This window comes from Pyxidicoccus caerfyrddinensis, assembly GCF_010894405.1.
Lineage (GTDB): Bacteria > Myxococcota > Myxococcia > Myxococcales > Myxococcaceae > Myxococcus > Myxococcus caerfyrddinensis.
Map to the genome: position 1 here is coordinate 109652 of NZ_JAAIYA010000026.1, position 25821 is coordinate 135472.

7 protein-coding genes and 1 pseudogene are annotated in these 25821 nt (G+C 72.7%); 2 read left to right on the top strand and 6 right to left on the bottom strand.

Features of this window, described 5'->3' with window-relative positions; translation table 11 throughout:
* Positions 1 to 15: 15 nt before the first annotated feature.
* The 3 genes and pseudogenes from G4D86_RS42050 to G4D86_RS42060 form a co-directional block, all read right to left on the bottom strand.
* A pseudogene (locus G4D86_RS42050) lies at positions 16 to 210 on the bottom strand (DUF3253 domain-containing protein); the annotation flags it as partial.
* A 15-nt stretch (positions 211 to 225) separates the two neighbouring features.
* On the bottom strand, positions 226 to 1104 hold the full coding sequence (locus tag G4D86_RS53400; RefSeq protein ID WP_240360789.1) for a hypothetical protein: 879 nt from the start codon (positions 1102 to 1104) through the stop codon (positions 226 to 228).
* Positions 1101 to 3338: a glycosyltransferase family 4 protein gene (locus G4D86_RS42060; RefSeq protein ID WP_164000163.1), complete on the bottom strand. Its 2238-nt coding sequence runs from the start codon at positions 3336 to 3338 to the stop codon at positions 1101 to 1103. Before G4D86_RS42060 ends, G4D86_RS53400 begins: the two co-directional genes overlap by 4 nt.
* A gap of 30 nt (positions 3339 to 3368) precedes the next feature.
* Here G4D86_RS42060 and G4D86_RS42065 point away from each other — a divergent pair, with 30 nt between their 5' ends.
* The gene (locus G4D86_RS42065) at positions 3369 to 4472 is read left to right on the top strand and encodes a glycosyltransferase family 4 protein (protein ID WP_164000165.1); all 1104 of its coding nucleotides are present in this window, start codon (positions 3369 to 3371) and stop codon (positions 4470 to 4472) included.
* A 27-nt stretch (positions 4473 to 4499) separates the two neighbouring features.
* Positions 4500 to 5033: a hypothetical protein gene (locus G4D86_RS42070; RefSeq protein ID WP_164000167.1), complete on the top strand. Its 534-nt coding sequence runs from the start codon at positions 4500 to 4502 to the stop codon at positions 5031 to 5033.
* On the opposite strand, the gene G4D86_RS42075 is transcribed toward G4D86_RS42070, so the two are convergent.
* Genes G4D86_RS42075 through G4D86_RS42085 form a run of 3 tightly spaced genes read right to left on the bottom strand, consistent with a single transcriptional unit; the run spans position 5021 to position 25705 of the window.
* Positions 5021 to 13024, bottom strand: coding sequence for a hypothetical protein (locus tag G4D86_RS42075; protein WP_164000169.1), 8004 nt, complete (start codon positions 13022 to 13024; stop codon positions 5021 to 5023). The two genes, G4D86_RS42070 and G4D86_RS42075, sit on opposite strands and share 13 nt — an antisense overlap.
* Before the next feature lie 21 nt (positions 13025 to 13045).
* Entirely contained in the window at positions 13046 to 23464 is a 10419-nt protein-coding gene (locus G4D86_RS42080; RefSeq protein WP_164000171.1) for a hypothetical protein, read from the bottom strand.
* Between the two features lie 15 nt (positions 23465 to 23479).
* Positions 23480 to 25705 (bottom strand): hypothetical protein, encoded by a 2226-nt coding sequence (locus G4D86_RS42085; RefSeq protein ID WP_164000173.1) that lies wholly within the window; start codon positions 25703 to 25705, stop codon positions 23480 to 23482.
* Positions 25706 to 25821: the final 116 nt, after the last annotated feature.

The following is a 25821-nucleotide window of genomic DNA, read 5'->3' on the forward strand; positions in this document are numbered from 1 at the left end:
CGGTAGGCGGGGTCGTCAATGCGAGCCGTCGGCGCCCGTGCGCGGGCGGATGGGGCCCGGGGCGGTGGAAGGGTCCACCCCGCGGCCTCCCGATGATGACGGGCGCCCCTGCTGGACGAGCCGGCGGGCGGCCTCCCGCACGGGTTCCATGCGCTCCCGCCAGCCGTCGTCTCCGAGAGCGCGTGCGACCTCGGAGGGGGAGCCGGTGGTGCCGCGGGCCCTGGACTACTTCCGGCGACCGCGGCGCTTGTCTCCAGACTTGCGAGGGCGCTGGCCCGTCTGGGGTGTCGAGGCGGCGGGCGTCTCGGGGCGAGGCTTGGGAGTGCCCGCTTGTCCGCGAGGCTGCTGTGTCGTCGACGCGGTCCGGGTGTGGCGAGGCTGCGGCAGCACGGGCTCGACCTTCGAATCCGATTGGACGCGGGTCTCGGGCGTGGACTTCGCCTGGGGGGAGGCCTTCGTGGAGGGAGCGCGCGCCTCGGTGCGGGCCGGCCTGGCGGGCGTGTCCTGTCGAGGGCGCGTGGCTCGCACAGCGGGAGCCGGTGCGGGCTTCACACCAGCCGCCTCGACGGTTCGTGGAGCTCGCTCCGCGGGCGCGGTCGGCTTCGCGGGAGGCTCGCGCTCGGCCCGGTTCTGCACTTCGAGCGAGGCCTTCGCGGCCGGAGGCGCCACCGCCGGAACAGGCCGCTCATCCCCGGGCGGCCTGCCGCCACCGCCGCCACGGGCGCGCAGCTCCTCCACCTCGCGCCGCAGGCGAATCACCTCGGCGGAGAGCTGCGCGTACGAGTCGCGCACGTGCCCGTTGAAGACGCGCTGCCTTCCGAGCGCCTCGTTGATGAACACCTGGCACGACTTGCGGAAGGCCCACTTGGCCACCAGCACGAGCTGGCCCGCGCCGCCCCGGTGCGTGTGCAGCGGCAGCGCGCGCGTGGCGTCCGCGTTCTCCTCCAGCGCGTGCAGGTTGAACGTCAGCGGCTCCACCCGCGGCTCCACGCCCTCGGGGGGCACCTCGAGCGGCTCCGACGTGGGGAGGCCGCGCGTGCGCAGGCGCTCCTCGATTCGGGAGATGAGCTCCCGCGCGGGAATGTCGCGTCCCAAAAGCTTCATTGGCGATTCTCCTCGAGGATGCGCTCCAGCTCCTCACGGTAGGCCGCCACCACCTGTGGCCAGCCCTGCTTCTTCACGTACGCCAGGCCCTTCTTCCCCAGGGGCGCCCGCTGCTCGCCCACCTCGCGCAGGCCCTGGATGAACGACTCCAGGTCCGTATACGTCCGGCCCGCGCCGCTGCGCTCCACCTGGCCCACCAGCACGTCCGAGCGCCCGTTCACCAGCACCGGCGTGCCCTGCGCGAAGGACTCCAGCGTCAGCAGCGACAGGCTCTCGTACCGGGACGGCACCACCACCGCCAAGGCCCCGGCCAGCGCGTCGTGCTTGTCCTGCTCGTCGATGCGGCCCAGGTAGCGCACGCCCTCGCCGGACAGCTCCATGTTGGTGTCGCCCGCGAGCACCAGGTCCGGCGCGTCGGCGTACCGCTGCTTCAGCGCGCGGTGGTACTCGAGCAACTCGCCCACGCCCTTGCCCGGCTCCTGCCGCCCCACGTAGAGCAGGTAGTGCTTGCGGATGCCGTGCTTCTCGCGGAAGCGCGCGCCGTCCGCCTCGGGCCGGTCCACGCCCACGCCCACCACCCGCGTCCGCGCATGGTCCGGGAAGTACTTCTCGATGATGGTCAGCTCCTCCGGTGTGAGGCAGAGGAGCGCGCGCGGGCGCTCGAAGACGTCCCGGTACACGCCGAACTTGATGGGTGATTCGTCGTGCGTGGTGGGCACCAGCAGTGCCCGGTCCGCCACCAGCGGCAGGCCCCACACCGTGGGCGCGTAGAGGTACGTGAAGAACAGGTAGCCGTCATACGCGTCGCGCGTGGTGGCCAGGTGATTCAGCAGCCCCGGGCACAGCGGGCCCTGCTCCGCCACCCACTGCTCCTCGCGCAGCCGCTCGTTGGGCTTGTCGAACACCTGCCGCGACAGCCCGTTGAAGCCCCGGATGTTGCGCGCCCGCGTCGACGGGAAGCGCAGGACCTTGATGCCGTCCACCTCGTCCGGTCCGGGCGGGAAGACGTTCTCCCAGGACAGGTGGTTCTTCGCGCACGTGGTCAGCACCGTGAGGTCCCAGTGCGGGGCCAGGTGCTCGGCCATCTGCGCGGCCAGCTTCTCCGCTCCGCCCGTCACCTCGCCGTAGCGCTGCACCACCAGCGCCACGCGCGGGCGCTTCGGCGCCTTGCGCGCTCTCGGCGCGTGCGGCGTCAGGAACCCGTCCAGAGCGCGGGAGAGGGCACTCTGCGCGGACGTCGCGGAGAAGTGCTCCAGCCGGCGCTTCTGTCCGGCGAGAACGGGCTCGCGCAGGGACAGATCCTCGCTCAGGTCCACCGCCAGTTCCGCGAGGAAGGCGAAGCGCTTCTGGTCGAAGGCCACCCCCGCGCCGCCGAGCGTCTCCGGTACCGCCGCAGCCGCATACGCCAGCACCGGCACCTCGGCCGCCATGGCCTCGATGAGCGGGACGCCGAAGCCTTCGTGCTCGCTCATGGAGACGAAGACGGACGCGGAGCGGTACGCCGCCACGAGCTGCGCGTGGCTCAGTCGTCCCAGGAAGTGCACGCCGCTCAGGCCCTTCGCTTCACGCTGGAGCGCCTTGAAGTAGCGGCTGCCCGGCTCGTACCCGCCCACCATCAGCAGCCGCGCCTGGGGCCGCAGCCGCAGCAGCTCGCGGTGCAGCGTGATGAAGTCCTCGAAGCGCTTGTGCGGCATCACCCGGCTGACGCCCAGCAGCACGGGGCCGGGGCCGGCGAGCTGCCGCAGCATCTTCGGGTCCGCGTTGTCCCGGCTGAAGCGCTCCGGTTCGATGAACAGCGGCACCGTGTGGACGTTGCGGTAGCCCGCCGCGCGCAATTCCGCGGCGTTGAAGGCCGACACGCCGATGGCCACGTCCGCGAAGGGCGCCATGGCCGCGAGCTGGGCACGCCCCGCCACCAGCGCATCCGCCAGCGGCAGGCCCGAGTAGAAGCGCGCGGGGCTGATGTTGTGGAACACCACGCCGCGGCGGCAGGGCAGGTGCATCAGCCGGCTGCTCAGCGGCGAGGCGATGCCGTGGTGATAGAGCACCAGGTCATCGGGCTGGGGCCGCAGCGCGGAGGCGGGGCTGGCAAGACCCTCCAGGCCCGCGCCCACCTCGTCCGCGTACAGCGCGCCCGCGTGGCCCATGCGGCGCAGCAGCAATTGGAGGTGCAGCGCGGCCTGCCCGGTGGCGTCGCCAGGGACGAAGCTGGGTATCAACTGGTGGATCGCCATGCGCGCCCTGCCTATCACACGAGTCGTGCTATGAGGCGCACCGTGTCCACCGGCCCCATCGCCTTCGACGCGACGCTCTGGGACGAGCCGACCACCGGCATCGGCCTGTACACCCGTTGTCTGGCCTCCGCCCTGGAAGGGCTGGACGTCCGCCTGGAGAAGCTGGGCGCGCACGGCTCCGGCGAGCACCCCCGCGGCGACGTGGGCCGCACCTCGTGGACGCTCGGCCGGCTGCCCCGGTTGCTCCAGCGCGTGGGCGCGCCGCTCTACCACGCGCACGGCAACTTCAACCTCCCGCTCACCCGCGTGCCCGGCACCGCCTACGTGCTCACGGTGCATGACCTGATTCCGTTGCTGATGCCGGAGACGGTGTCCACCGCGTTCCGCTGGCAGTTCCGCCTGTGGCTGACGCGCAGCGTGTCCCTGGCGGCCCGCGTGGTGTGCGTGAGCGAGCGCACCCGTCAGGACCTGCTGGCCCGCATCCCCGAGGCGGAGTCGCGCACCGTGGTGGTGCCCAACGGCGTGGACCACGTGCACGCGCCGGTGCTGGATGCCATCAGCGTGGACTTCCTGCGCGCCCTGTCGCTGCCGAAGGACTACGTGCTCTACGCGGGCTCGCTGGACGTGCGCAAGAACGTGGACCTGGTGCTGGACGCCATGGAGCGACTCCGGGAGCGCGGGCGTCCTGTGTCGCTGGTGCTGGCGGGACAGAGCTGGTTCGGCTCGGGCCGGGTGGAGAAGCGCATCGCCCGGATGCGCTCCGAGGGGCATGACCTGCGCTCGCTCGGCTACCAGGCGGACCCGGTGTTCTACGAGCTGATGCGCCGCGCGGCCGTGTTCGTGTTCCCCTCGCGCTACGAGGGCTTCGGCCTGCCGCCGCTGGAGGCGATGCACCTGGGCACGCCCACCATCGTCTCCACCGCGGGCTCGCTCCCGGAGGTCTGCGGCGACGCGGCCCTGGCGGTGCGGCCGGAGGACGCGGAGGGGCTCGCGCAGTCCATCGAGCGCCTGCTGAAGTCGCCCGAGGAGCGGCGGGCGCTGGCGGAGAAGGGCCGGGAGCGGGCGGCGAAGTACACCTGGAAGCGGACCGCCGAGGCGACCCTGGCGGCGTACGAGGCCGCGCTCCAGCGTTGAGACAGTGACGCGGTCTGGAGGATGCGCATGCGAAAGCTGAGCTGGAGTGGCTTCGTGCTGTTCGGTCTGCTCGCCGGTTGCGCGAGCACGCCGGTGAAGGAGGAGCCGTCGGACGCCACCACGGAGGAGCGCCGTGAGGCGGAGGGCGGGGAGGAGGCGGAGGAGTCCATCAAGAACACCACCTCCGAGGAGGGCAAGGCGCCCGTCCAGCCCATCATCGTGAGCGCGAGCCCGCAGGCGAAGGACCTCATCCGCATCGAGGGCATGCGCATCCTGCGGGGCGTGCTGGACGTGAGCGTGTCCCACGGCGGCGGCTGCAAGGAGCACACGTACGCGCTGGCCTGGGACGGCACCTTCACCCAGGGCACGGACGGCACGCCGGTGGCGAACCTGGTGCTGGTCCACGACGCCCACGAGGACCGCTGCAAGGCCATGAAGTACGCGACGCCGCGCTTCGACCTGGCGCCCATCACCCAGGCCTTCCAGCAGAAGTACGGCAAGTCCACCGGCGCGGTGGACCTGGCCCTTCCGGGACAGGCCACCCTTCGCTACGAGTTCTGAGGCGGCGGCTTCGGAAGCTCGGTGACGCCGGGGATGTGCGTGGCGCCGGACTGCGTGAGCTTCTGGATGTCGTAGCCGCGCAGCGTCCCGGTGCGGACCGTGTCGCGCCAGTGGAAGACGGCGCGACGGCGGACCACCTCGGTGCGGAGGTCCTCCGGGCAGACCAGCTCCACGCGGGCGGGCGCGGGGCCCCAGGCGAAGCGGGCGCACTCCACCTGCGGGTCTCCCTCCACGGGCTGCTGGCGGCGCAGCAGCGCGTAGGCCGCCTCGGGCACGGGTGTCACCGGCTCGGCGGTGATGCCCACCGTGAGGAATATGTCCTTGTTCTCGGTGACGCGCGACGAAGCCTCCGGCAAGGCCTTCAGGGTGAGCTTCAGCATCAGTGCCTCGCCCGGGCCGAGCACCGCGGGCTCCGTGCCGTCGCGCAGGTCCAGCAGCGATACCTCGCGCAGGCGCTCGGGCGCCACCGTGAGCGCGGGGGTGTCCACGCCGTCCTCGCGGACGCTCAGCGGCCGGGTGACTCCGCCCGGGCCCACGCGCAGCAGGGACAGGAGCGCCGGAAGCCCCGTCGTACCGTCGTCCCAGTCGAAGCGCAGCGCCATCCGGCTGTCCGGGTTGTACTCGCCACGGTCCGTGGCCAGCGTCACCGCGTGCAGAGCCTTCTGCGTCCCGTCCAGCGTCTTGACCAGCTGGGTCGCCCGCCGCGTCGTCGAGGCGAGGTGGCGGTTGTACTCGGGGTCCTCGAAGTGGAGGAACACGGGTTCCAGCGGCAGCGGCAGCACCCCCGGGTCCACCACCCGCAGCGGGAAGGTGAGCGTCTGGATGAAGCCCTCCGCGCCCGTCACGCGGCCGACGCGGGCGTGCACCGCAAGCACCCGGCCGGGCGCGAGGCGCTGGGAGAAGTCCGCCCGCACCTCCTCGGCGGAGCGTCCTCCCGTCCCCGCCAGCTTGAAGCCCAGGCGCCCTCCCTCCGCGGGCTCGGCGGGGCCGTAGGCGAACACCTTCCCGTCCAGCGGAATCTCCAGCGCGAGCGTCCAGTCCGCCAACGAGGCCCCCGCGTTCACGTCCGCCGACAGCGTCAGCGTGCCATCCCAGCTGGCGGGGATGGCACCGTGCAGCGGGGCTTCCAGGACGAGCCGCAGGCGGTGGACGGGGCCGTCACCGAACGACGCGATGAAGGCCTCGTCCGCCGGAGAGGCCGTGGCCAGGACGCTGTGCCCGGGTTCGAAGTGGCTGGCCCAGGTGCGCAGCGCGGCGCCGGGGTGCCGCGCGTCATTCTCCCGCAGCGGCACCGGGCGTGGCACGCGGTGCTGCACCGGGATGCTGCCGGAGACCATGCCCTGCCCGCGGTGGGCCTCGTCCCGGGTGGGGTCCAGCCCGGCCTGACGCAGGAGCTGGTGGCGCATGGCCAGCATCACTCCCGGCCGCGAGCCCGTGAGGTGGAAGCGCACCGTACCGGGCAGCACCGGTTGCCACCGCTTCATCCGGTCGGGCTCGTCCACGTTGAGCAACACACGCGGGCTCATCAGGGGCAGGGGCAGCTGGGGCAGCACCGGCAGCAGGCCCTTGATGGCGCGGGCGCGGAACAGCGGCGGCAGGCCCGCGGTGGGCCCGGCGGCGCTCGTGGCGGAGCGGAACTGCACCTGGTGCTGGAGCGCCTGCCACCACAGCGAGAAGGGCTTGTCGGGCACGCCGTCACGAGGGCCCAGCGTGCCCGTCGCCCCCTCCTGCTCGTGGGTGTAGTGCACGGTGGTGCGCAGCGCGCTCAGGCCCCAGGGCCAGTCGCGCGGCGATTGCTGCTGCGGCCCGCTCGCGGGCCGGTGGGCGCGGTGGATGGGCTGGACGCCGGTGACTTGCGGCGGCGCCAGCTCCAGGGGGCGCACCTCCTGGGGCAGCTCCTGGCCGCCGAAGTGCCCGTCGCGGAAGCGCAGCCGCGCCGGGGGCGAGCGCAGCTTGAGCACGCGCCGCGACAGGCCTCCCGTGCGCTCGAGTCCGGGGACGAGCGAGAAGGAGTAGGCGGTGGTCAGCACCGCTTCGTCCTCGCCCGACGCCACGGTCCGGTAGACCTCCCGGAACCGCAGCACGGCGAGCGGCGACTCGGGGGTGAGCCGACGGTGCATCTCCCGCGCCCAGGCGATGGCGGAGGCGCGGACCGCGTCGAGGCCCTCTCCGCCCTCCTTCACGTGGCTGGCGGCGGGCAGCAGGGCGCGGCGCGTGCGGTCCAGGCAGAGCAGCTCCACCACCACCAGCTCCGGGATGTCGTCCTCGCGAGGGGCCGCGGGGCGGAAGCCGAGGCCGAGGTAGGGGCTCACGGCGAGGCTCATCGGCGCGCGGACGGCATCCGCGCGCGGCGCGAGCGCGGTGGCGGCGGGGAAGCGGCGCGTCCCGGTGGCCGTCGACGGCCGGAGCCAGCCACCGCTCACGAGCTGGAGCGCGGTGAGCAGCCAGCCTGACGGCAGCGGCGTGGAGCTGCCGCGTTGTGTGAGTACGGCCTGGAGCGCGAGGAGCGCGTCCGGGCGCCACTGGAGGCGCGCCTGGCCCGGCAGCGGGTCCACTCCTCCGGAGGCCTTGGGCTGACCGGGCGGATAGGCGTTGCGGACCGGGTCGAAGGCGTACTGGAGCGCCGTGGCCCGGCTGAGCCTTGCGGGCGTCTCCGGCCTCGCGGCCAGCACGCTCTGGAGCGTGTCGAAGCGGGGCTCCGGCAGCGGGTGCTGCACTCGGAACCAGCTCTCCTCCAGCGACAGCGGGTCCAGCCTCGACCAGCTGCGCGCGCGGGCGGTGTCCAGGCTGGTGAAGGTGACGGCGGCGGCCTTGCGGTCGGCCCAGCCGCTCAGCGCCAGGGCCAGCGGGGGCAGCGCGGCCGGCTGCTTGCGCCGGCGCTCCAGGTTCAGCACCGGGTCCACCTGGAGCTGCGAGGCCGGGCCGGACGGGGCCTCCAGCCCGTCACGCGTCCGGTCCTGCAGGCGCCCGAGGAAGGGCACCACCAGCAGCAGCCAGCGCGGGTCCGCCGGGTCCGTGGGGCCGTAGTCCTGCGGGTTGCTCAGCAGGGCCTGCTGCGTGCCGCTCGGGAGGAACTGGAGCGTCGTGGCCGCGGTGGCCTTCACGGGCTCGCCCTTCACCCAGTGCAGCGCGGTGGCCTCCACCAGCAACGTACCGGCGGGCAGCGCGGCCAGCTCCGGAGCGCTCCCTCCCGCGAGCATCGTCCGGACCTCCTGCCCCAGGTAGCCCGCGAGCACCTCGCCCACGGGGTCCACGTCGTCGGTGGGCGAGACGGCATGCAGGTCGCTGTCCTTGAAGCGCTGGAGGAAGGCCTTGAGCCCGGCGGGCGAGGCGATGCGCACCTCCTGCAGCGCCGTCCAGCGTCGGTCGTTGGACAGGCGCGGCGTGGTGAAGCCTTCACCCGGCGCCACGTCCACGAGCTGGTGCTCCACCACCGCGAGGAACTGCCAGGACCTGCCGTCCGACAGGCGGAACAGCAGGTCTCCGGCGCTCACCTCGAAGGCGTCCCGTGGCAGCGCGTGCTGGTTGAAGAGGATGCGCGCCGTGTGTCGGACGTGGGCCAGTGGCACTGCCCCCGCCGCGGCCGGGACGGTGAGCGTCACCTTCGACGCGTCGTACTGGAGGCTCGCCGGGTAGGAGAGGAGGTCCTTCACCTCCAGGTAGCCGTTGAGCAGCAGCGTCTCCGTCCAGGTGCTGTCCCGCGACTGGCCGGTGTAGCCGAACACCAGGTCGCCCGCGGAGGAGCCCGCCACCTGCGCCAGCGTGGGCTGCGCCGGGAGCGGCTCCGCCTGGAGGAAGGTGCCCCAGCGGCAGCTCAGCAGCGCCTCCACGAACGAGGTGCGCAGCCGCAGCGTGGGGACGTCCACCACGCCGGTGGCCGGTAGCAGCACGTCGAAGGACAGCGCCACGAAGCCGGGCGCGTCCTGGCCCACCAGCGACATGCCGGGAAGCAGCTGCAGGCCCGAGCTGCCCGGAGAGGGCATGGGCGCGCGGTAGCGGCTCCAGGTGAGCTGGAGCGCGCCGGGGCCGGTCTCGAGCGCCACCTCCGGTGGGGGCCGCTCCAGCTCCAGGTCGTCCAGCAGGAAGCCCGACTCCCAGATCGCCCTTCCCCGGCCGGGAAACGTGACGGCCGCCGCATCCTGACTGGTGCCCACCACGCCAAAGCGCACGCCCGCGCGGAAGGCCGAGCGCGCCACCGGGGTGGCCGTGGGACGGACCGCGCCTGGCGCGGTGGCTCCGGGCACCACCGGCACCCAGCGCACGGGCCGGGTCCGCGGGCCCGGCGGCATCTCCTGGAGGGCGCGGCCCAGCCGCACGTCCACCAGCAGCGACACCCGGTACTCGAGGCCGCGCGGGTCCAGCTCCACGGCGACTTCCTTCGGTGACAGCGGCTCGGCCGCGTCCAGCTCGGCCGGCACCATGCGCACGGAAAGCGGGGACGCCTTCCCGGTGAAGGTGAGCGCGGGCAGCGGCACGTTCCAGGTGGCGCCGAACAGCAGGAAGGCGAGCTGCACGCCGTCGACGCGGAGCCCGTCCTTCTCCGGTGTGAGGGCCGCGGAGCGGACGGTGAGGCGCGGGGCGTCTCCCAGCTCTCCGTTCGCGAGCTCCAGCGGCCATTCGCACTCCGCCGGAGCGCCCGGGGACGCCTCCAGCGCCGCCGCCGTCAAAGCCAGCCCGCCGCCGGACGGCGGCCGCTCGAAGGTGAGCCGGAGCGCGTTGCCCAGGTCCACCAGCTCTCCGCCGCCGGACAGGGGCAACTGCACGCGGCCCACCAACTCCAGTCGCGTCACCCCGGCGGCATCGAGCCGCACCCGCTCCAGCGTCAGCGGGTAGAAGCCCAGCCCGAAGAGGGTGAAGGCGTCGACGTCGGTGGGCGGCGCCAGGCGCCACTCGTAGCCGTTGAGGACGTTGTGCTCGCGCGAGCCCGCCTCGGGGTCATTCACGTCCTGCGCGGCGGCGGAGCGGGTGCTGTCGCGCCGGAACTCACCCGCCGCGGCCGGCAGGTCCCTGAACCAGAGGCCCCACGTCAGCGCGCCACCCGTGATGGGGTCCTTCCCCAGGCCCAGCGTCACCGCCTCCAGCGTGGACACCAACTCCACCGCGGCGCCGCCCTCCAGGCGCACCGCCGTCCGCAGCTGCGTGCCCACGAGGCGCGTGGCCTTGCGCCACAGGCCCCGCTGGTCCCTCAGCCCCTCGCCGGCCTTCGCATGGGCAGCCATGCTGCCCGCCACCAGCGTGTACGCGTCCGCGGAGGGCGTGCCCGCCGCGAGCCGGATGCCTCCGTCCGCGCTCTCGAAGCGGCCGGTGAAGCCCTCCAGGGCGGCCTCGCCCTTCAGCTCCACCGAGGCCGCGGGTGCTCCCGCCGCGTTGGCCACCACCAGCGAGCCCGGGTACGTGCCCAGCGCCAGCGTGGGGCTCACCGTCCACGTGTGCGGCTCCACCAGCCCCTGGACGCGCACGGCGCCGCCGCTGGAGGAGAAGGCGTCCACCGCGTCGGCGCTCGCCAGGACGGCCAGCTCCGAGAGGCGGGACCAGTGGTCCGCCAGCGTCTCGCGAACCAGTGGCCGGGGCGGCTCCGGCGGCGAGTCATCCGCTGTGGGGGTGACTTCGTCCGGGCGGCGCGTGGGCGGCTTCAGCCGGGCCAGGGCCTGCGGTTCGTCCGTGTACGGCAGGTCCAGGCGGAGCTGCACCGGCAGGGTGGTGCCGGCGTCCAGCGGCAGCCCGGAGGCATTGGCGCCCGGCTTCAGCACCAGGCCTGGCAGCGACAGCGACACGAGCGGCAGGTCTGGCCTCCCCTTCCACTCGCACGCGGGGACCTGGGGCCCCCGTGCCCGGGGCCACGCGGCGGCGCCGTTCGTCCCGGTGACGCCGAAGCGCCAGCCCGAGGGAAGGGTGAGGCCGTTCATCTCCACCACCGGGAGCTCGAAGGGCGCGAGCTGTCGGCTGGCGCTGGGGTGGTTGGCGGGAGTGCGGCTCTGGGTGAGCGGCAGCGCCTGAATCCAGGGCAGGGCGGGGTGGCGCTTCCAGACGAGCGGCAGGTGGCTCGCGAACAGGGACGGGGGCAGCAGGTTCCGGTCCGCCATCGCGCGCAGCACCTCCGCGTCCGCGCCGTAGTCGAAGGACCAGGTCTTCAGCTGCGCGCTGGGGTGGGCGACCCGCCCCGGCCGGCGCTGGAGCTGCAGCGTGCCGAGCCCCGCCGTCACCACCGCGGGGAAGGCATCCTCCGGGGACACGCTTCGCAGCGTCACCGGGCGCAGGCCGCCAGCCCAGTCCTCCAGGTCCGGCAGGGCGTCCTCCGTGCGCGGCGCTTCGCTGCCCAGCCACACGAGGCCGCTCACGCGCACCTCGGGCTCATGCAGCACCAACTGCACCGAAGCCAGCGCGAGCGGCGCATTGGCGTTGGCGCGCTGCAGGCGCCACGTGCCGGTGAGCCCACCGAGGTCGGTGAGCGTCAGGCTCCACGACTGCTCGCCGCGCTCCAGCGCGCCGTCCTCCGGCTTGTCGTTGCCGTAGGAGACGGCGCCCTGGAGCCGCGGCTCGGGCAGCGTGTCCGTGCTGGGGAAGCGGGCGAGGCCGGCGTCCAGGTACATCTGCTCGGTGAGGTTGGGCACCGGCAGCTGGGCCCAGCCGTCCTCCAGGCGCATGAAGGCCCAGAGCAGCGCGGGCTCCACGGGCTTGGCGGGCGTGGTGGCCGTGCCGGCAGTCCACTCGGGCGTGGGCAGCCGCTGCAGGCCGCGCACCAGCCTTGGCGTGTCCACCGGGCTGAAGGCGGCCCGCACGCCGGTGACGGTGAAGCCCTCCGTCCACTCCGGCTGGGCGCGGGTTGCCTGGTACTTCGCGCTGGCACCGCCCTCGGGGCCGCTGCGGAGCGTCACCTCCACGGTGCCATCCATGTGGCGGCCCACCGTCACGTCCTCGGGGACGGTGCGCGCCAGCGAGGTGGGGGGCGTGCGCGGGTCGTACGGCGAGGCGTCGCTCAGCAGCAGCGCCAGCTCCTCACGGCCGAAGTGCAACTGGTGCCAGGTGGGCTGCTCCTGCCACGCCGGAATCTCCCAGGTCATCCGCGGCACCGTGCGCGGATTGACCACCTCCAGCGTCACCCAGCCGGGACCCTGGGAGGCGGGGCCCTCCAGCTGCGGATTGCCAGGGTTGAGCGCGCTGGCGAGGCGCCCCCAGGACGCCGTCAGCGCGGTGCGCTCGACCGCGGTGAGCCGCTCCTCCTCGAGGGACAGCAGGTAACGCTGGAGGGTCGTCGTCCGCGAGCCCTCCGGCAGCACCGGCGCCAGGAGGAAGGGCGCGGCGAAGCGGTCCTTGCCCTGCGGCTCCCACGGCAGCGCGATGCGGCCGAACACCGACAGGCCGCTGGCATGCACGGAGAGCGCGGAGGTGAGGCACGCCGGGCCCGTGGCATTGCGCGGCTCCAGTGGGGCCACGTCCAGCGTGAGCGCCCGGAACAGGCGGTCGCGCGCATTGTTCTGGGCGCACAGTTTGTCGAGGGGAATCTCCCCCGCGAGGCACGTCAGCTCCAGGTCCGACTGCCCCGACGCGGCGGGCGGGGTGCCCGCCCGGCCCGGGGCGCTGGCGGACCGGCCCGGGCCTCCCATGAGGATGTCCAGCAGGCCGCGGCGCGAGTGCTCGTCCCAGTCCGTGGGGCGGGCCTGCACGAGCAGCAGCGCCAGGAAACCCTTCGTCACCTTGTCGTGCAGCTCCTCGGCCGTGGCGGGCAGGGACGGCGTGTTGCCGCCGCCGTCGTGCTCCCAGCGGTACTTCACGTCGCTCGGCGCCACCTCCACGGAGCGGACGTGGCACAGCACCACCACCGTGGTGGGCGCGAGCAGCTGCTCGTTGTCCACCTCGCGCCCGTTCAGGTCGAGGAAGAGCTGGCGGAACGCGTAGGACTTCTTCGGGTCCTCGGCGCGCACCAGCTCCGCCTCGGCGCGCCAGAACGGGCCGCGGAGGACCACCTTCTTCAAGTCAATCGATGAAGACATGGACGTGGCTCCTGGCTCGAATCAGAGCGGGCGGGAATCCAGCGGGTGGATGGGGCTGGGACGAGCGCTGCCCCGCCGGGCGCGGATGCCCAGCTTGCGGTCGTCCATGCCGCGCGAGTGGGACTGCTTGTGGAGCCGCTCCACCGCGGCCTTCTCGGCGCCGCGGGGGAACAGCGCGCGCAGCCGCAGCGCCTCGTCGCGCGTCATCAGCCCGTGGTAGCGCAGCACGGCCCCGCCGATGACGAGGCGCGCGGACAGCGGGTGCGCCGCATCCAGGGTGGGACGCAGCGGCGCGGTGAAGGGCACCTGGAGCACGCGGGCATCGAGGTCGGCGACGAGGGCCTGGAGCGCGGCGACGAAGGGCGCGTCACCGTCCAGCGCCAGCAACTGCTCGCGCTGTGTAATGTCGTCCAGCGGGCCCCTCCAGTGCACGGCCGTGGGCTCCACGGTGAGCCGCGCGGAAAGCGCGTCGGGGAGGTCGCCCTGGCGGGGCCGGCGCTTCACCGGCGCCAGGTCCACCTCCTGGTCCACGTCCACCAGCTGGAGCAGCAGCCGCACCGTGCCCTGCCACTGCGCGTCCCCGGGCATGGCGAGCAGCGCCGCGCGCTGGGCATCGGTGGGCGCCGGGGCCGTCCACGTCACCGTCCCCGTCGCGAAGCGCAGCTGGGCGCGCACGAACTCGGGCAGCGTGTCCTCCGCGGGGCGCTCGCCCAAGTGCGGCACCGTCCGGTCCGTGTCGATGGCCGCGAGCAGGCGCGTGCGGGCGCCGAGGAACGCGGCGTCCCCGGCCAGCGCGGCCAGGGCCTCGCGCTCGGCGTCCGTGGGCGCGGGGCCCTTCCACCGCAGCTTCGCGTCGGTGATTCCGAGCCGGCCTCGCAGGACGGCTGGCAGCTCCCCGGCGAGGGGCCGGGCGGCGGGCAGCGGCCGGGTGGCCACGGCGGCGTCGAAGGCCTCCTTCAGCCGGGCGAAGGCATCGGCCAGGGCCGTCACCCGCACCCAGCGGTCGATTTCGAGCTGGTGCTCGGCCCACAGGTGCCCCTTCCACACCAGCGTGGTGTACGCGGTGCCGGCGGCGTCCGTGCGCAGCTCCACCTTCTGCGCGAGCGCCGGTGGCAGCTGCTCCGGCCCCCGCGGCGCCACGACGGTGGTGACGGTGTCTGCGCCCGCGCCAGCCGCGGTGGCGATGAGCGTCTCCACCGTGCGGCGGAGTTCCTCGTCGCCGGGCAGGGCGCGCAGCGCCTGGGCCTGTGCCGCGTCCAGGGGGCCCGTCCACACCAGCGGCAGGTCCTCGGGCTTCTCGAAGTCCACCACGTCAGCGAGCGACGCGGGCACGTCCATCGCCGAGGCCACGGGCACGCGGGCGTACCAACCGTCATGCACCCGGCCCACCGCCTGGCGGTCCAGCGCGTCCAGCACGGCGAGGTTCTGCCGGTCCTCGTGCGTGAGGACTCCCACGAAGGACAGCCGCCGCGCGTTGAAGGCCAGCTTGGAGCGGGTGGGCTCGGGGATGGAGGCCTGCTGCGGCGCCGTGTACGGGCGCGACAGCTCCAGCTCCGTCACCTGCTGCACGGTGACGGCCAGCAGGAAGCGGTCCTCCTCCGTGCCGAGGGGGACCTCGGGCAGCGACAGCGCGGCGATGTCCGCGAGGAAGTGCCCGCCGAGCTGCCGCTTCGCGAAGGCGCCTGCCGCCGCGTCGAAGTAGAGCTCCGCCTGCACCTCCACGTTGCCCTGGTGCTCCTCCACCACCTGGTAGACGACATCCAGGTCCGGCAGCCACGAGGGGCCGCGCCCGCCGGGCCGGGGCCGCTCGCTGCCCCAGCGCTGCTGAGCGCGCTCCGGCAGCGACTCCCACAGCCGCCGCAGCGGAATGCCCAGGCCCCGCGCGCGCACCGTCAGCCCGGACGCCGGAGTCGTGCCGCCGAAGGGCGGGGTCGGCACCCAGCCGGTGCGTGTCATGCCCTCCACCCAGGCCACGGGCTTCTCCGGCGCGCGGTACTCGAAGTCGCGCTGCCGCACCTCGTTGAGCGGGGACACGGTGCTGTGCGTCTGCGCCATCAGGAGGAGCCGGTGCTTGTAGTAGAAGGGCAGCCCCTCCCACTGGATGACCTGCGCGCCCTGCTGGAAGGCGCCCACCCGCAGCGGCAGGTCCAGTCCCCGCGCGTCCTCCACGCTCAGCCGCCCGGACAGGTCCAGGTGCTCCGGCTGCTCGGGGAGCGTGCCGGGGATTTCCGGCACGCGGTCCTCCACCGGCGTCAGCACCAGCGGCCCTGACAGGCCCGCGGCGCCCTCCAACGCGGACACCCAGCCTGGGAAGGCGAAGCCGCGCAGCAGTGTGAAGGCCACCTGCCGGAAGCCGAGCTGCCGCGCCAGCGTCTGGTTGCGCTCCATCAGCGCCTGCTCCGGGTGCTGGGCCACCACCACCTCCCACGTGCTGCCGGGCTCGGAGGGCACCACGGGTGGAAGCGGTTCATCGGGAGCGGACGGCTCGAGCGGCGCGTCCGCGTCCAGGCGGGTGGAGCTGAGCACCAGCGGCATGTCCACGGCGCGGGTGCGGTCCATCACCACGTCGAGCCCGCCCGCGAGCGGGTCGGGCCGGGCGGGCTCCACGGCCGGGGCGTCCGGGTACAGGAGCGGCGACTGGCGCAGCCCCTGCCACAGCAGGTCGTAGCGCGCGAAGGGGCGCACGTAGAACCGGTAGTTGTGCGCCCACGCGTCCTCGAGGAGGTGGTCGTACGTCAGCCGGCCGCTCTCGTCCGGGCTGGAGTACGCAGGTGAGCTGGCGCGCGGGTACGCCGTGGCCACCCACGGCCCTTCGGGAGCCACGAGGGGGCCGTCCTGGGTGAAGTCGATGCGGCCGGTGGCGTCGAAGAAGCGCTGCGACCAGGTCAGCACGTCCGGCAGCACGTCCTCCAGCGCGCTGCCCGAGGCGGGGATGCGAATCTTCTGCTCCGCGGGCATGCCCGGGTCGGTGCTGGAGAGCGACTCCGCGTACCGCCGGAAGCGCCGCCACTGCACGGCCTCCGGGCGCAACTTCTCGTCGGACGTGTCTTCGTCATGGGCGAGGAGCGCGGCCAGCGGCTCGACGTCGGCGGGGAAGTAGGTGGTGCGCTCGTCGGTGACCTGGAAGAGCGGCTCCAGGCGCATCCCCAGGAGGGCGGTGAGCGCGGCGGGCTCCTGGGCGAGCGTCGTGCGCAGCAGCGCGCGCGCGTCGGCGGACAGCGTGTGCGGCGACTGCGCCAGCACCAGCTCGGCGGCCGGCGTCTCACGGTACGTCACGTAGGCCGGCAGCGGCTCCTGGGTGAGCAGGGCCTGCGCCTCCGGGGACAGGGGCCTGCCCAGGGCCACGCCCGCGCCGGGCAGGTCCGCGAGCGACAGCGCCTCCGCCGCGCTGCGCGTCCTCAGCAGCACCTGCGTCTTCCCATTCAGCGGCAGCACGAAGGTGCGCTTCGACACCGTCCCGGTGGTGGCGCCCGGCTCGGGCTCCAGCTCCGCCTGTCCGGCGGCGGGGTTCGTCTGCTCCACCACGCTGCACGTGGTGGCCGGCTTCAGGTGGAGGACGACGTCCAGCGGGGCCCCGGCGGGGCCTTCCAGGTGGATGGCCGAGTACAGCGCGCGCTGTCGCACCACCGGCCGCAGGCTGAGCTGCACCAGCGCGAGCAGGTCCTCCGCGACGACGGCGCCCTCCCGCAGCGCGACGGCACGTCCCGGCTGGAAGAGCAGCTCGACATGGAGGTGCCGGGCCGCTTCGTCCGGGAGGACGCCCTGCTGTGCCAGCACGTCACGCACGGCGTCCAGCAGGGCCTGGCCCTTCAGCACCTCGCCCGTCCGCGGCTCGCGCAGGCTGAAGGCCATGCTCAGCCCCAGGCGCTGGAGCACGCCCCAGCCGTACGGGTCCGCCTGAGCCGCCGTGGCGCGCAGCAGGTCCGCGAAGCTGCCCGGCTGGGTGGGCGGGCTGATCTGCAGGTCCACGGTGAAGGCCGGCAGTTGCGAGTCCCCGGCCGGGCGCTGGAGGCGCTGGACGATGCCCGCGAGCACCGGGTGCAGCGCGCTGGTGCGCGACGGCGCGGGCGAGTCCGTCAGGCCTGGCCAGTGCGGCCACTCGAGGAGGGACTCGCGCCAGGACGGACCGGGCGTGAGCGAAAGCTGCGAGCCCGCCGCGCGCGCGGCCGGCGTGCGGCGCCGCTGCAGGGTGCTGGGGTACCAGGCCTCCCACGCGCTGGTGGCCAGCGTGTCACCGGGGACGAGTTGCATGTCCCCGGCCGGCAGCATCTGCACTTCCTGCAGGCCGCGCAGCGCGCGGGACAGCCGGTCCGCGTCGCCGAACGTCTCAGTGGTGTGCGCGTCGGTGTCCAGCTCCAGCAGGTGGTAGCCGGCATGCAGGTCCAGCGGGTGGTCCGGCGCGCCGCTGGGGCCCTGGTTCCACCGGAACCGGATGCACCGCACGCCCGCCGGGTGCTTCTGGTGGAGCACCCCGGTGAGCTGGCCATTGAAGCGGAAGGCCTCCGGGTGGCCCACGGTGCCCACCGGCATGGGGAAGTGCGCGTCCTCCACGGTGGCGCGTACGTCCTCGGGCGGCAGCACCGGCAGCACCACCGGCGAGGGCAGCCACTCCAGCTCGGCGGGGCGGCGCTCCTCGCGGCGGCGGTTGTCCGTGTCGTCCGCGGGGGCGTCCGCGCGCACCACGCGCAGCAGCAGCTGCACGGGTGCGAGCGCGGAGGGCACGCCGTTGCCCGACTCCGTCTGCATGAACAGCCGCCAGGCCTCGGGGCGCCAGGCATCATTCTCGGCGGGGAGCACGCGCAGCTCGCGCAGCTTCGTGAGCGGCACCTCGGCGACGCGCTTCTCGCGGGGGCCGGTGGGCACCACGGTGACGCGCACGTCGGTGGGCAGTGGCCGCGCGTTGCTGGTGGGCAGGGAGCGGGCGCCGGCGCGCTGGGTGGCGCTGTCCAGCCCGTAGCTGCCGATGGGCAGCGACGTCTCGCGCCGGAAGACGAGCACGTATGTCTTCACCGGCACCTGCGGCTGGCCGGGCGCTGCGGATGGTTCGGACCACTCCAAGAAGACGCGGTCCGGCGTCACCACCCTCGGCGTCCCCACGTCGCGCCGGGCGAGGATGGCGAGGTCCACCTTGTAGCGGACGACGCACTCGGCGTTCACCGGCACGAGCGGCGGCTCGCTGGGGTAGCGCGTGGCCACCACCGTCAAGGGGCGGCCCGCGTTGCCGGCGAAGTCGTAGGGCGTAATCGTGTAGAGGTAGCTGCGGCCGCTGAGGGGCAGCGCGGCCAGGTCCTCCGCCGTGTCCTCGTGGAAGTGGTCCACGAGCTGGAAGCGCGGCTGCAGGCGCTTGAGGGCGCCGCCCTCGCGGTGCAGCGTCTGCGCGCCCTTCAGCGTGTAGACGGCTTCCGGGGTGTTGCTTTCCAGCCCGCGGCGGCGGACGTGGTAGTGGACCAGGTGGTGCTCGGGCGAGGCCTGGGCCGGCGTCAGCCCCGCGCGCGGGGGCTGCTCCCAGACCAGCTCCCACGCCAGGGCGATGGTGCGCGCGTCGGTGAGCTGCTGCACCCGCCGGAACTGGGGCGGATTGCGCGTGAAGTTCGTGTCGCGCACGTTGAAGGTGCGCACCGACACCTCGGACCCGGAGCAGGTGGTGTCCTCCACGCGGATGCGCTGGCGGAGCCTGGGCTCGGGCTCACCCCTCTCGGGCACGCCATCCAGCCACGCGGGCAGGCCACCGCTCACGCGGAACACCAGGCCCATGTGCAGCGCGACGGAGCGCTCACGCTGCTCCGGCGTCAGGCCGCTGCCGTCCGGCGACGCGGCCAGCGCGCGCAGGTCCGCGACGATGTCATGCACCACCATGCCGCGCAGCTGGTGCGCCTGCTGCTCCTCCAGCATCTTGCGCAGGCCCGGCGCATCGTCCGGGACCTTGCCGTCGTCGGAGTACACGGTGGTCCTGTCCTGGTACGCCTGTCCAAGCAGTCGGTCGTACTCCACCCGCGTGTCGTCGCGCTTGAAGAAGGGCGAGCCCCGGAACTGCTCCACCGCGCCGCGCACCGCGGCCTCGAAGGCGTTGTCGGTGGGGTTGTGGACGCGGTCGTCCGCCACCACGTCCTCTGACCGCGTCGGGGGCAGGCGAGCCGGATCTCTCAATCGAATGGTGGCACCCAGCGCGTCCACCTCGGTGACGAAGGCATGGCGCAGGTAGCGCGCCAGCGTGAAGGTCTCGTCCCCCACCTCGGGCACGCCCGTCTCCGAGTACCTTTCCCCCTTTTTCTCCAACTCCGTCTCCCAGTGGGCGCGCCACGCCACGTCCTGGGAGGGCTGACCGGGGGTGGGCGCGTGGGGCTTCCACATGCCCGTGAGCGGGTCGAGCTGCTCCAGCGTGTACGTGTCCTTCGCGGCCCGGGGCACGGTGAGGACGAAGTCGTTGTAGCCGGGCTGAGCCCACGCACCCTCCGCGGGCGGCACGGGCAGGAAGCCGGGCTCCTCCTCCACCTCCCCGCTCGGGGTGGGCCGCTCGCCCTGTGGCATCAGTACGAAGTAGTGGGTGCCCTTCGGGTCCTCGGAGCGGATGGCGAACACCGTGTAGCCCGGGGCCTCGAACGTGCCTTCCGCCAGCGTCCGGCGCTGGAGGGCCGGGGGTGCTTCTTCCGTACGAAGGGTGTCGGCGCGCAGGGCGGCGGGCGCGGGACGGCCGCTCCGGAGGGCGGCGCCCTCGACGCCGGGGATGCCCTCGACGTCGGTGGCTTCCAGTCCGTAGTCGAGCACGTGCTTCGTGCGCTCCAGGGCCTCGGCCACCTTGCCCTCCCTCATACCGATGTGCGCGCTGAGGTGGAAGCTGCGGCCCATCACCGACAGCGACAGGGTGCCGGTGCCGCGCAGGCCGATGCCGTTGGGGGACAGGCCGACCATGCCCACCTCCAGCCCGGCGGTGAAGTCGATGCCGAAGCTGAAGCGGAACGACTTCTTTATCTTGATGAAGCCCAGCTTCAGCTTGATCCAGAACTCGATGGCGAACCGGATGTGCGCCTCGATGCCGATGCCGCCGTAGAGCGCGGAGCTGCCCACCGGGTCCTTCAGGCTGAGCAGGCCGATGTAGCGGGCGCCGTATGCGAGGCTGGCCTGGGCGCTGACGCGCACACCGACGATGCCCAGGTTCACCTGGGCGCTGAAGTCCAGCTTCGCGCGGGCGAGGAAGCTGGTGCCGGTGACGAGCTCCTCGCGCGACAGCCGCCAGATGAAGCCGCCGCGCAGCTCCGCCTCCAGCGGGCCCAGCTTCTGGCTCCAGCGCAGCATGTTGGGCCAGCCCAGCTCGTAGTGCAGCAGTCCCGGCTCCACCAGCAGGGTGGCGGAGAACTGGCAGCTGGTGAGGGCCTTCTCCACGAACTCCGGCAGCTGCGGGTGGGGCCCGAGCTGGCCGTTGGGGTTGGAGGCCACGTGCGCCAGCAGCCGCTTCTGCCGCGGTGACAGCAGCACGAAGCCGGAGACGAAGGGGCGCTCGCGCAGGCCTTTGTAGTTGCTGACGTAGTCGTAGTAGTTCGCGTTCAGCCAGCCGCGCACCGCCATGAAGAACGTCAGGTCGCTGCGGAAGGCGATGACGGCGTCCAGCAGGAAGAGGCAGGAGATGAGCTTCTCGGCATTCTCATCCCACTGCAGCGGCGACGCGGACGCGGACGTCTGGGAAATCATCGCGCGCAGCACGATGGTCCACCGCGGGTCCTGTCCGGGGTCCTCCAGGTCCAGCGCCCACCGGTCCCGCTTGGAGAGGTCACCCTGCGTGCGCGACAACTTCTTGAGCTCCTTCAGCAGCTCGCGCACATCGTTGGCCTGGTCCGCGGCCTTGATGCTGGCCAGGGTGTAGCGGTACCCGAAGCCCAGGCCCACCTCGCGCACGTACAGCTGCACGACGGGAATCATCAGGCTGATCTGCCGGGCCTCCAGGTAGATGAACCAGGCGCGCAGCCAGGGCGAGGACTCGTCGCGGCGCACGCGCAGGAAGGAGAAGGCGGCGGCGAAGGTGGGCAGGCCCTGAATCTGGAGCGTGCCCTCGCCGGAGAAGCCCTTCTCCGTGGTGCTGTCCACGAAGTCCACCACGCCGTTGAGGCGGAAGGCGGCGCCGAAGTTGAGGTTGACCGGCAGGTTGCCGAAGTGGAGGCGCGGCAGGAAGTGGCCCTCCTCCGGCAGGCCGATGTAGAGCCGGTGGTAGTCCACGCGGGTGTCCGGCGTGTCGCCCGCGCCCTGCGCGAACTTGAGCTGGCCGGTGAGCAGCATGGCCCCGTCGCCGCCGAAGACGTCGGCCTGTGGGATGAAGCCGATGCCGCGCAGCTCCAGCTCGAAGCAGCCCAGGAAGCTGAAGGACAGCGGCTTGGGCAGCTCGATGAGGAAGCGCACGTGCTTGGAAATGACGCGCGCGTCGCCGGTGAGCGGGCACTCCACCAGGTCGATGCGCAGCTTCGGCAGCAGCGCCAGCGCACCCTCCGCGTCGTCGCTCTCCGCGAGGCGGAATTGCGCGCTGCCGGTGAGCACGAAGTACAGGTGGAAGCGCCCATCGTTGACGAAGCGCAGGCCGATGGCGTCCACCTGGAACTCGAAGCGGGTGCTCTGGCAGTGCAGCAGCTTGGAGCCCCGCAGGCGCGCGCCGCCGGACACCAGCGTCAGCGCTCCGTCGCGCTGCGCCAGCTGCAGCGAGATGTCCGCCATGGCGTCGCCCACCAGCGCGGGCGGCATCGGTCCGGAGCCGTTGAGGGTGAAGTCCTGGACCCGGTTCTCCACGATGACGAGCCGGCTGTCATTGAAGCGGAAGCGTGTGTCCAGGCCGTTGAGCTTCGCGGGCCGGTCGGTCACCGTCGCGGTGACGTTGAGCCCCTTGGGGGTGAGCGCGAAGTCGGTGATGGCGAAGACGATGGGCTCGTCGCTGACGTGGAGGTACTTCACCTCGAAGGACGCGCCGGGAGCCTGCTGGAGCTGGTAGTTGTACTTGTCCGTGGCCAGCGTGAAGAGGTGGTAGCGCGTCTTGCCGTTCTCGGTGATGGGCGTGCCCTTGAAGCCCCAGGTGAGGCCCAGGTACTCCACGGGCTTGCCGTTCTCGTCCTTCGGTGCCAGCTCCGCCTCGTTCGCGTACAGCTTGAGGCCGTCGCTGTGCCGCACGGCGAAAGAGAAGGTCTCCCAGTTGAAGGCCAGCTCCGCGGTGGTCTCCAGGTTGAGCGGGCCGAAGCTCACCTTCACCGTGACGGGCACGGCGATGGAGTGGTTGGGGATGTCCAGGGTGATGGCGCTCAGGTTCGGCTTCACCTGGAGGAACTGCGGCGCGTCCTCGCCGCCCGGCTCCTGCTTGAGGAAGGGCAGGGTGAAGGGCGCCTTCTCCAGGTTCAGCTTGAAGCCGAAGCTCCAGTCCTCCGCCCGCATGCTGAAGGAGTCCGTGGCGGTGGGCAGGCACAGCGTGTCGGGGTCGCCGTAGTTGAGCGGCTCCAGCGCGGTGGTGAGCTGGCGGAGGAAGTGGGGCAGCCGGGCCTCCTTCCACTCGAACTCCGCCAGGGCCAGCGTCACGCGCTGTTTCGCGGCGATGGACAGCTGGAGCAGCGGGTCTGGCGACGCGCGGCCCTGGTCGGCGTGGACCTCGCGGCCCTCGTCGCGCTCCCAGGCGAAGTCGCTCGTCACCGTCAGACCGGAGCCCTCGGCGAAGGTGAGGTAGAGCCCGGCCTGGCTCAAGGAACGGTCGTCGCCCTCCGCCTTGGCGTTCACCACGACGCTGAGCTGCGTGTCGTCCGGGAGCTGGAGATTGAGCCCGGGCAGGGGCAGCGCGCGGCCCATGCCGCCCAGCTCCACGTCCACGCGGACCTCGCGCAGCGGCTGTCCGAACACGAGGCGGAAGGTGATGGCCTGCCGCGCGAAGGTCTGCCGGTCGAGCTGCTCCCAGGTGAGGGCGAGGCACTCGCGGCCGAGGTGGAAGCCGGCGATGTCCAGCTCGCTGCCATGCTCGAACAGCCCGGGCAGGAAGGCGCGCAGGCGCACGTCGGTGGCGGTCAGCTCCAGCGCGCTGCTCACGCGCAGGGTGCCCCGGAACGAGAAGCCGGGGGCCTCACCCGCCCCGCCGTCCAGGCCGAGCTGCCCCGCGTCCAGCTGCACGCAGATGGGGATGTCGTGGAGGATGAGCTCCAGCTCGTCGGTGAACCTCACCTCCGCGCGCAGGAAGGTCAGCCCGTCGCGCACCTCGCCCACGGTGAGCCGCGCGCCGTCCTGGCCGGCCAGCGGCACGGACAGCTCGCCTTCGATTCCCAGCCACGCGGTGGCGTCGAGCGTGCCGTTCCCCGTGCGCGCCTCGTAGTCGAGCACGTGGACGCCGCCGAAGAGCTGGCGCAGCGCGGGTTCTGGGAACATGCCGCCGGGAATGGCGGTATCGGCGAGGAAGCCATCGAGGCGACCCAGGGAGCGGTAATAGGGCATGGCGGGCTCGTGGCGCTACGAGAGGGGAAGCTCGTCGGGGCGGATGACCCACAAGGTCCCGACGATGCGGTTGTCCCAGGTGACGGAGTTGGCGGCCCAGGTGGTCTGCGTCTGGGCCCAGTTCTGGCCGCGCAGCGCCTGGATGTTGGCGTCGTTGACGCCGTTGAGCGCGCGCTGTTCGACCTGGTAGCGGTCGATGACGTAGTCGCGCAGCACGTTGTGCAGGGGCGACACCAGGCACCCCGCGGAGCCGGTGCCGGTGTTCTGGCCGCTCATGGTGCCGCGGTGGATGCGGACGTTCACCTTGCCGCCGTGGGTGGGTGACGTCTGCGGGTCGTGGCCCGCCTCGGGCACGTCCTCTGTGACGTGCTCGCCGAAGTAGAAGCGCGCCTCGCGTAAGCCGTCGTAGGCGGTGACGTCCGGGTCCACGACGGTGAAGGTGTAGTTGCGGAACTGCGGGCCACTGCCCGTTCCGGGCGAGCGGTAGCTGGCCCAGTGGTAGCGGCGGTTGCCCCGCACGGACGACAGGTTCTGGTCGTTGGCAGGGTAGTTGCGCGAAGTGAAGCTGGTGTAGCGCACCTGCGCGTGCACCTCGCCGTTGTGCACGACGAACATCACCCCGTCGTAGTGGTCATAGAAGCGGGGGTTGGCCGGGGTGGCGGGGACGGCCGGACCCAGGTCATAGGCCAGCGCGGGCAATTCGCCGCTGAGGCCAGCGGGGATGTGCCAGGCGGAGGTTCCGCCGCCGAAGTCCGGGTTGCCGTCCAGGGTGAGGGTGCGCTGGACGCGGTCGAAGGCGGTGATGCGGTAGGTGCGGCGGGGCCGCGCGGTGTCCGAGGGCAGGTAGACGGTGTCGAAGCGCGCGTTGAGCTTGTTGATGTTGGGGGTGCCGTCCAGGCGCACCGTGTTGTCCGCGGTGCGCGTGGCGGAGGCGCCCTGCAGCCGTCCGCCCAGCGGGTCGATGAGCACCAGCACCTGCCGCAGGCTGATGCGCCACGGGGACGGATTGCCGCCGAGGTTGGGCTCGCTGGCGCCGGCCTCCAGCGTCACCTGCCGGTTGGCCACGTCCACCGCGGTGATGCGGTACCACTTCCGGGGGCGCGCGGTGTCCGCGTCGAGGTAGAGCAGGTCCTTCCCGGCGCGCACCCGGCTCAGGTCCATGGTGCCGTCGAGGGTGACCTGGTTGCCCGCGGCGGTGGCGGCGGCGCCCTCCGGGTCCAGGAAGTCGATGGTGGTGGCCGCCGTGGGCGTGCCAGGCACCGCGCCGGCGAGCCAGGGGTCGTCGAAGAGCGAGTAGAACTCGACGATGGCCTCGAGCTGGAAGAGGTTGAGCGCGTCGCGGTCGTTGAACTCGAAGGGCGGGGCGGTGCTGCCCGCGGGGGCGTGGCCCGCGCGCTTGAGGAGCTGCTCGCGGTAGAGCGCCTTCTGGTGGTTGCCCACCTGCCGCCACTGCGCGGCGGTGAGGTGGAGGCGGTCCTTCGCCTCCTTGAGCACGCTGAACGGATAGAGCGACGCCTGCACCAGTCCGAGCAGCGCGGCCGGCGTCGCCGCGTCGATGACGGGCCACTTCCTGGGCGCGAGGGTGAGGAGCTCATCCACCTTCGGCTGCCCCTCCTCCACGAAGTCGCGCATCACGTCGTAGAGGTGCGACGGGTCCGTGGTGCCGGAGAAGGTGAGCACGGAGAAGCCCACCTCGCGGGTTCCCGCCTGGCCTGCGACCGGCGCGGCCCGGCCGATGGCATGTCCCGCCGTCACCGGCACGTCCACCTGCCCGCGGATGAGCAGGTCCACCACCCGCGCGCGGTTGAGGCCCTGGTTGGGGATGAGGAAGTCCAGCTGCTCCGCCAGCGCGGCCTCCAGGGAGCCCGTCTCGATGTCCAGGTAGATGAAGCCACGGAGGCCGCCCAGCTGCTGCGCGCGCTGTTGGAAGGCCTGCGCGCCCGTCATGACGAAGGACGGGTGGAGGTACAGCTTCACGCGGGGCGGGAGCGGCTCGTAGTCCTCGGGCAGGTCGAAGGGCTCCGTCGGGTCGGGTGCTCCACCCAGCGGCGGGCGCGCGGACAGCGTGCCGGCCATCACCGCGAGAAGCTGCCCGGTGTCGGTGGTACGGAGCCGGAGGTGGTCGCGGAAGGCGTGCTGAGGCCCGGGCGTGGACGGGGCCGGCCCATAGCCGTGGACGCGCGTCCATGGCGTGGGGGCGACGAAGGGCGGGTTGATGAACAGCCGGAGCGGTTTGGCCAAGCGCGACTCCCCCTCAGATTCGCGTCGATGCGGCGCTGACGCTTCCATCTGCCCATGCGCCTGGGTTTGGAGACAAGAGAAATCTGGGATTGGCTCGCCTGCTGGGGATGATGATT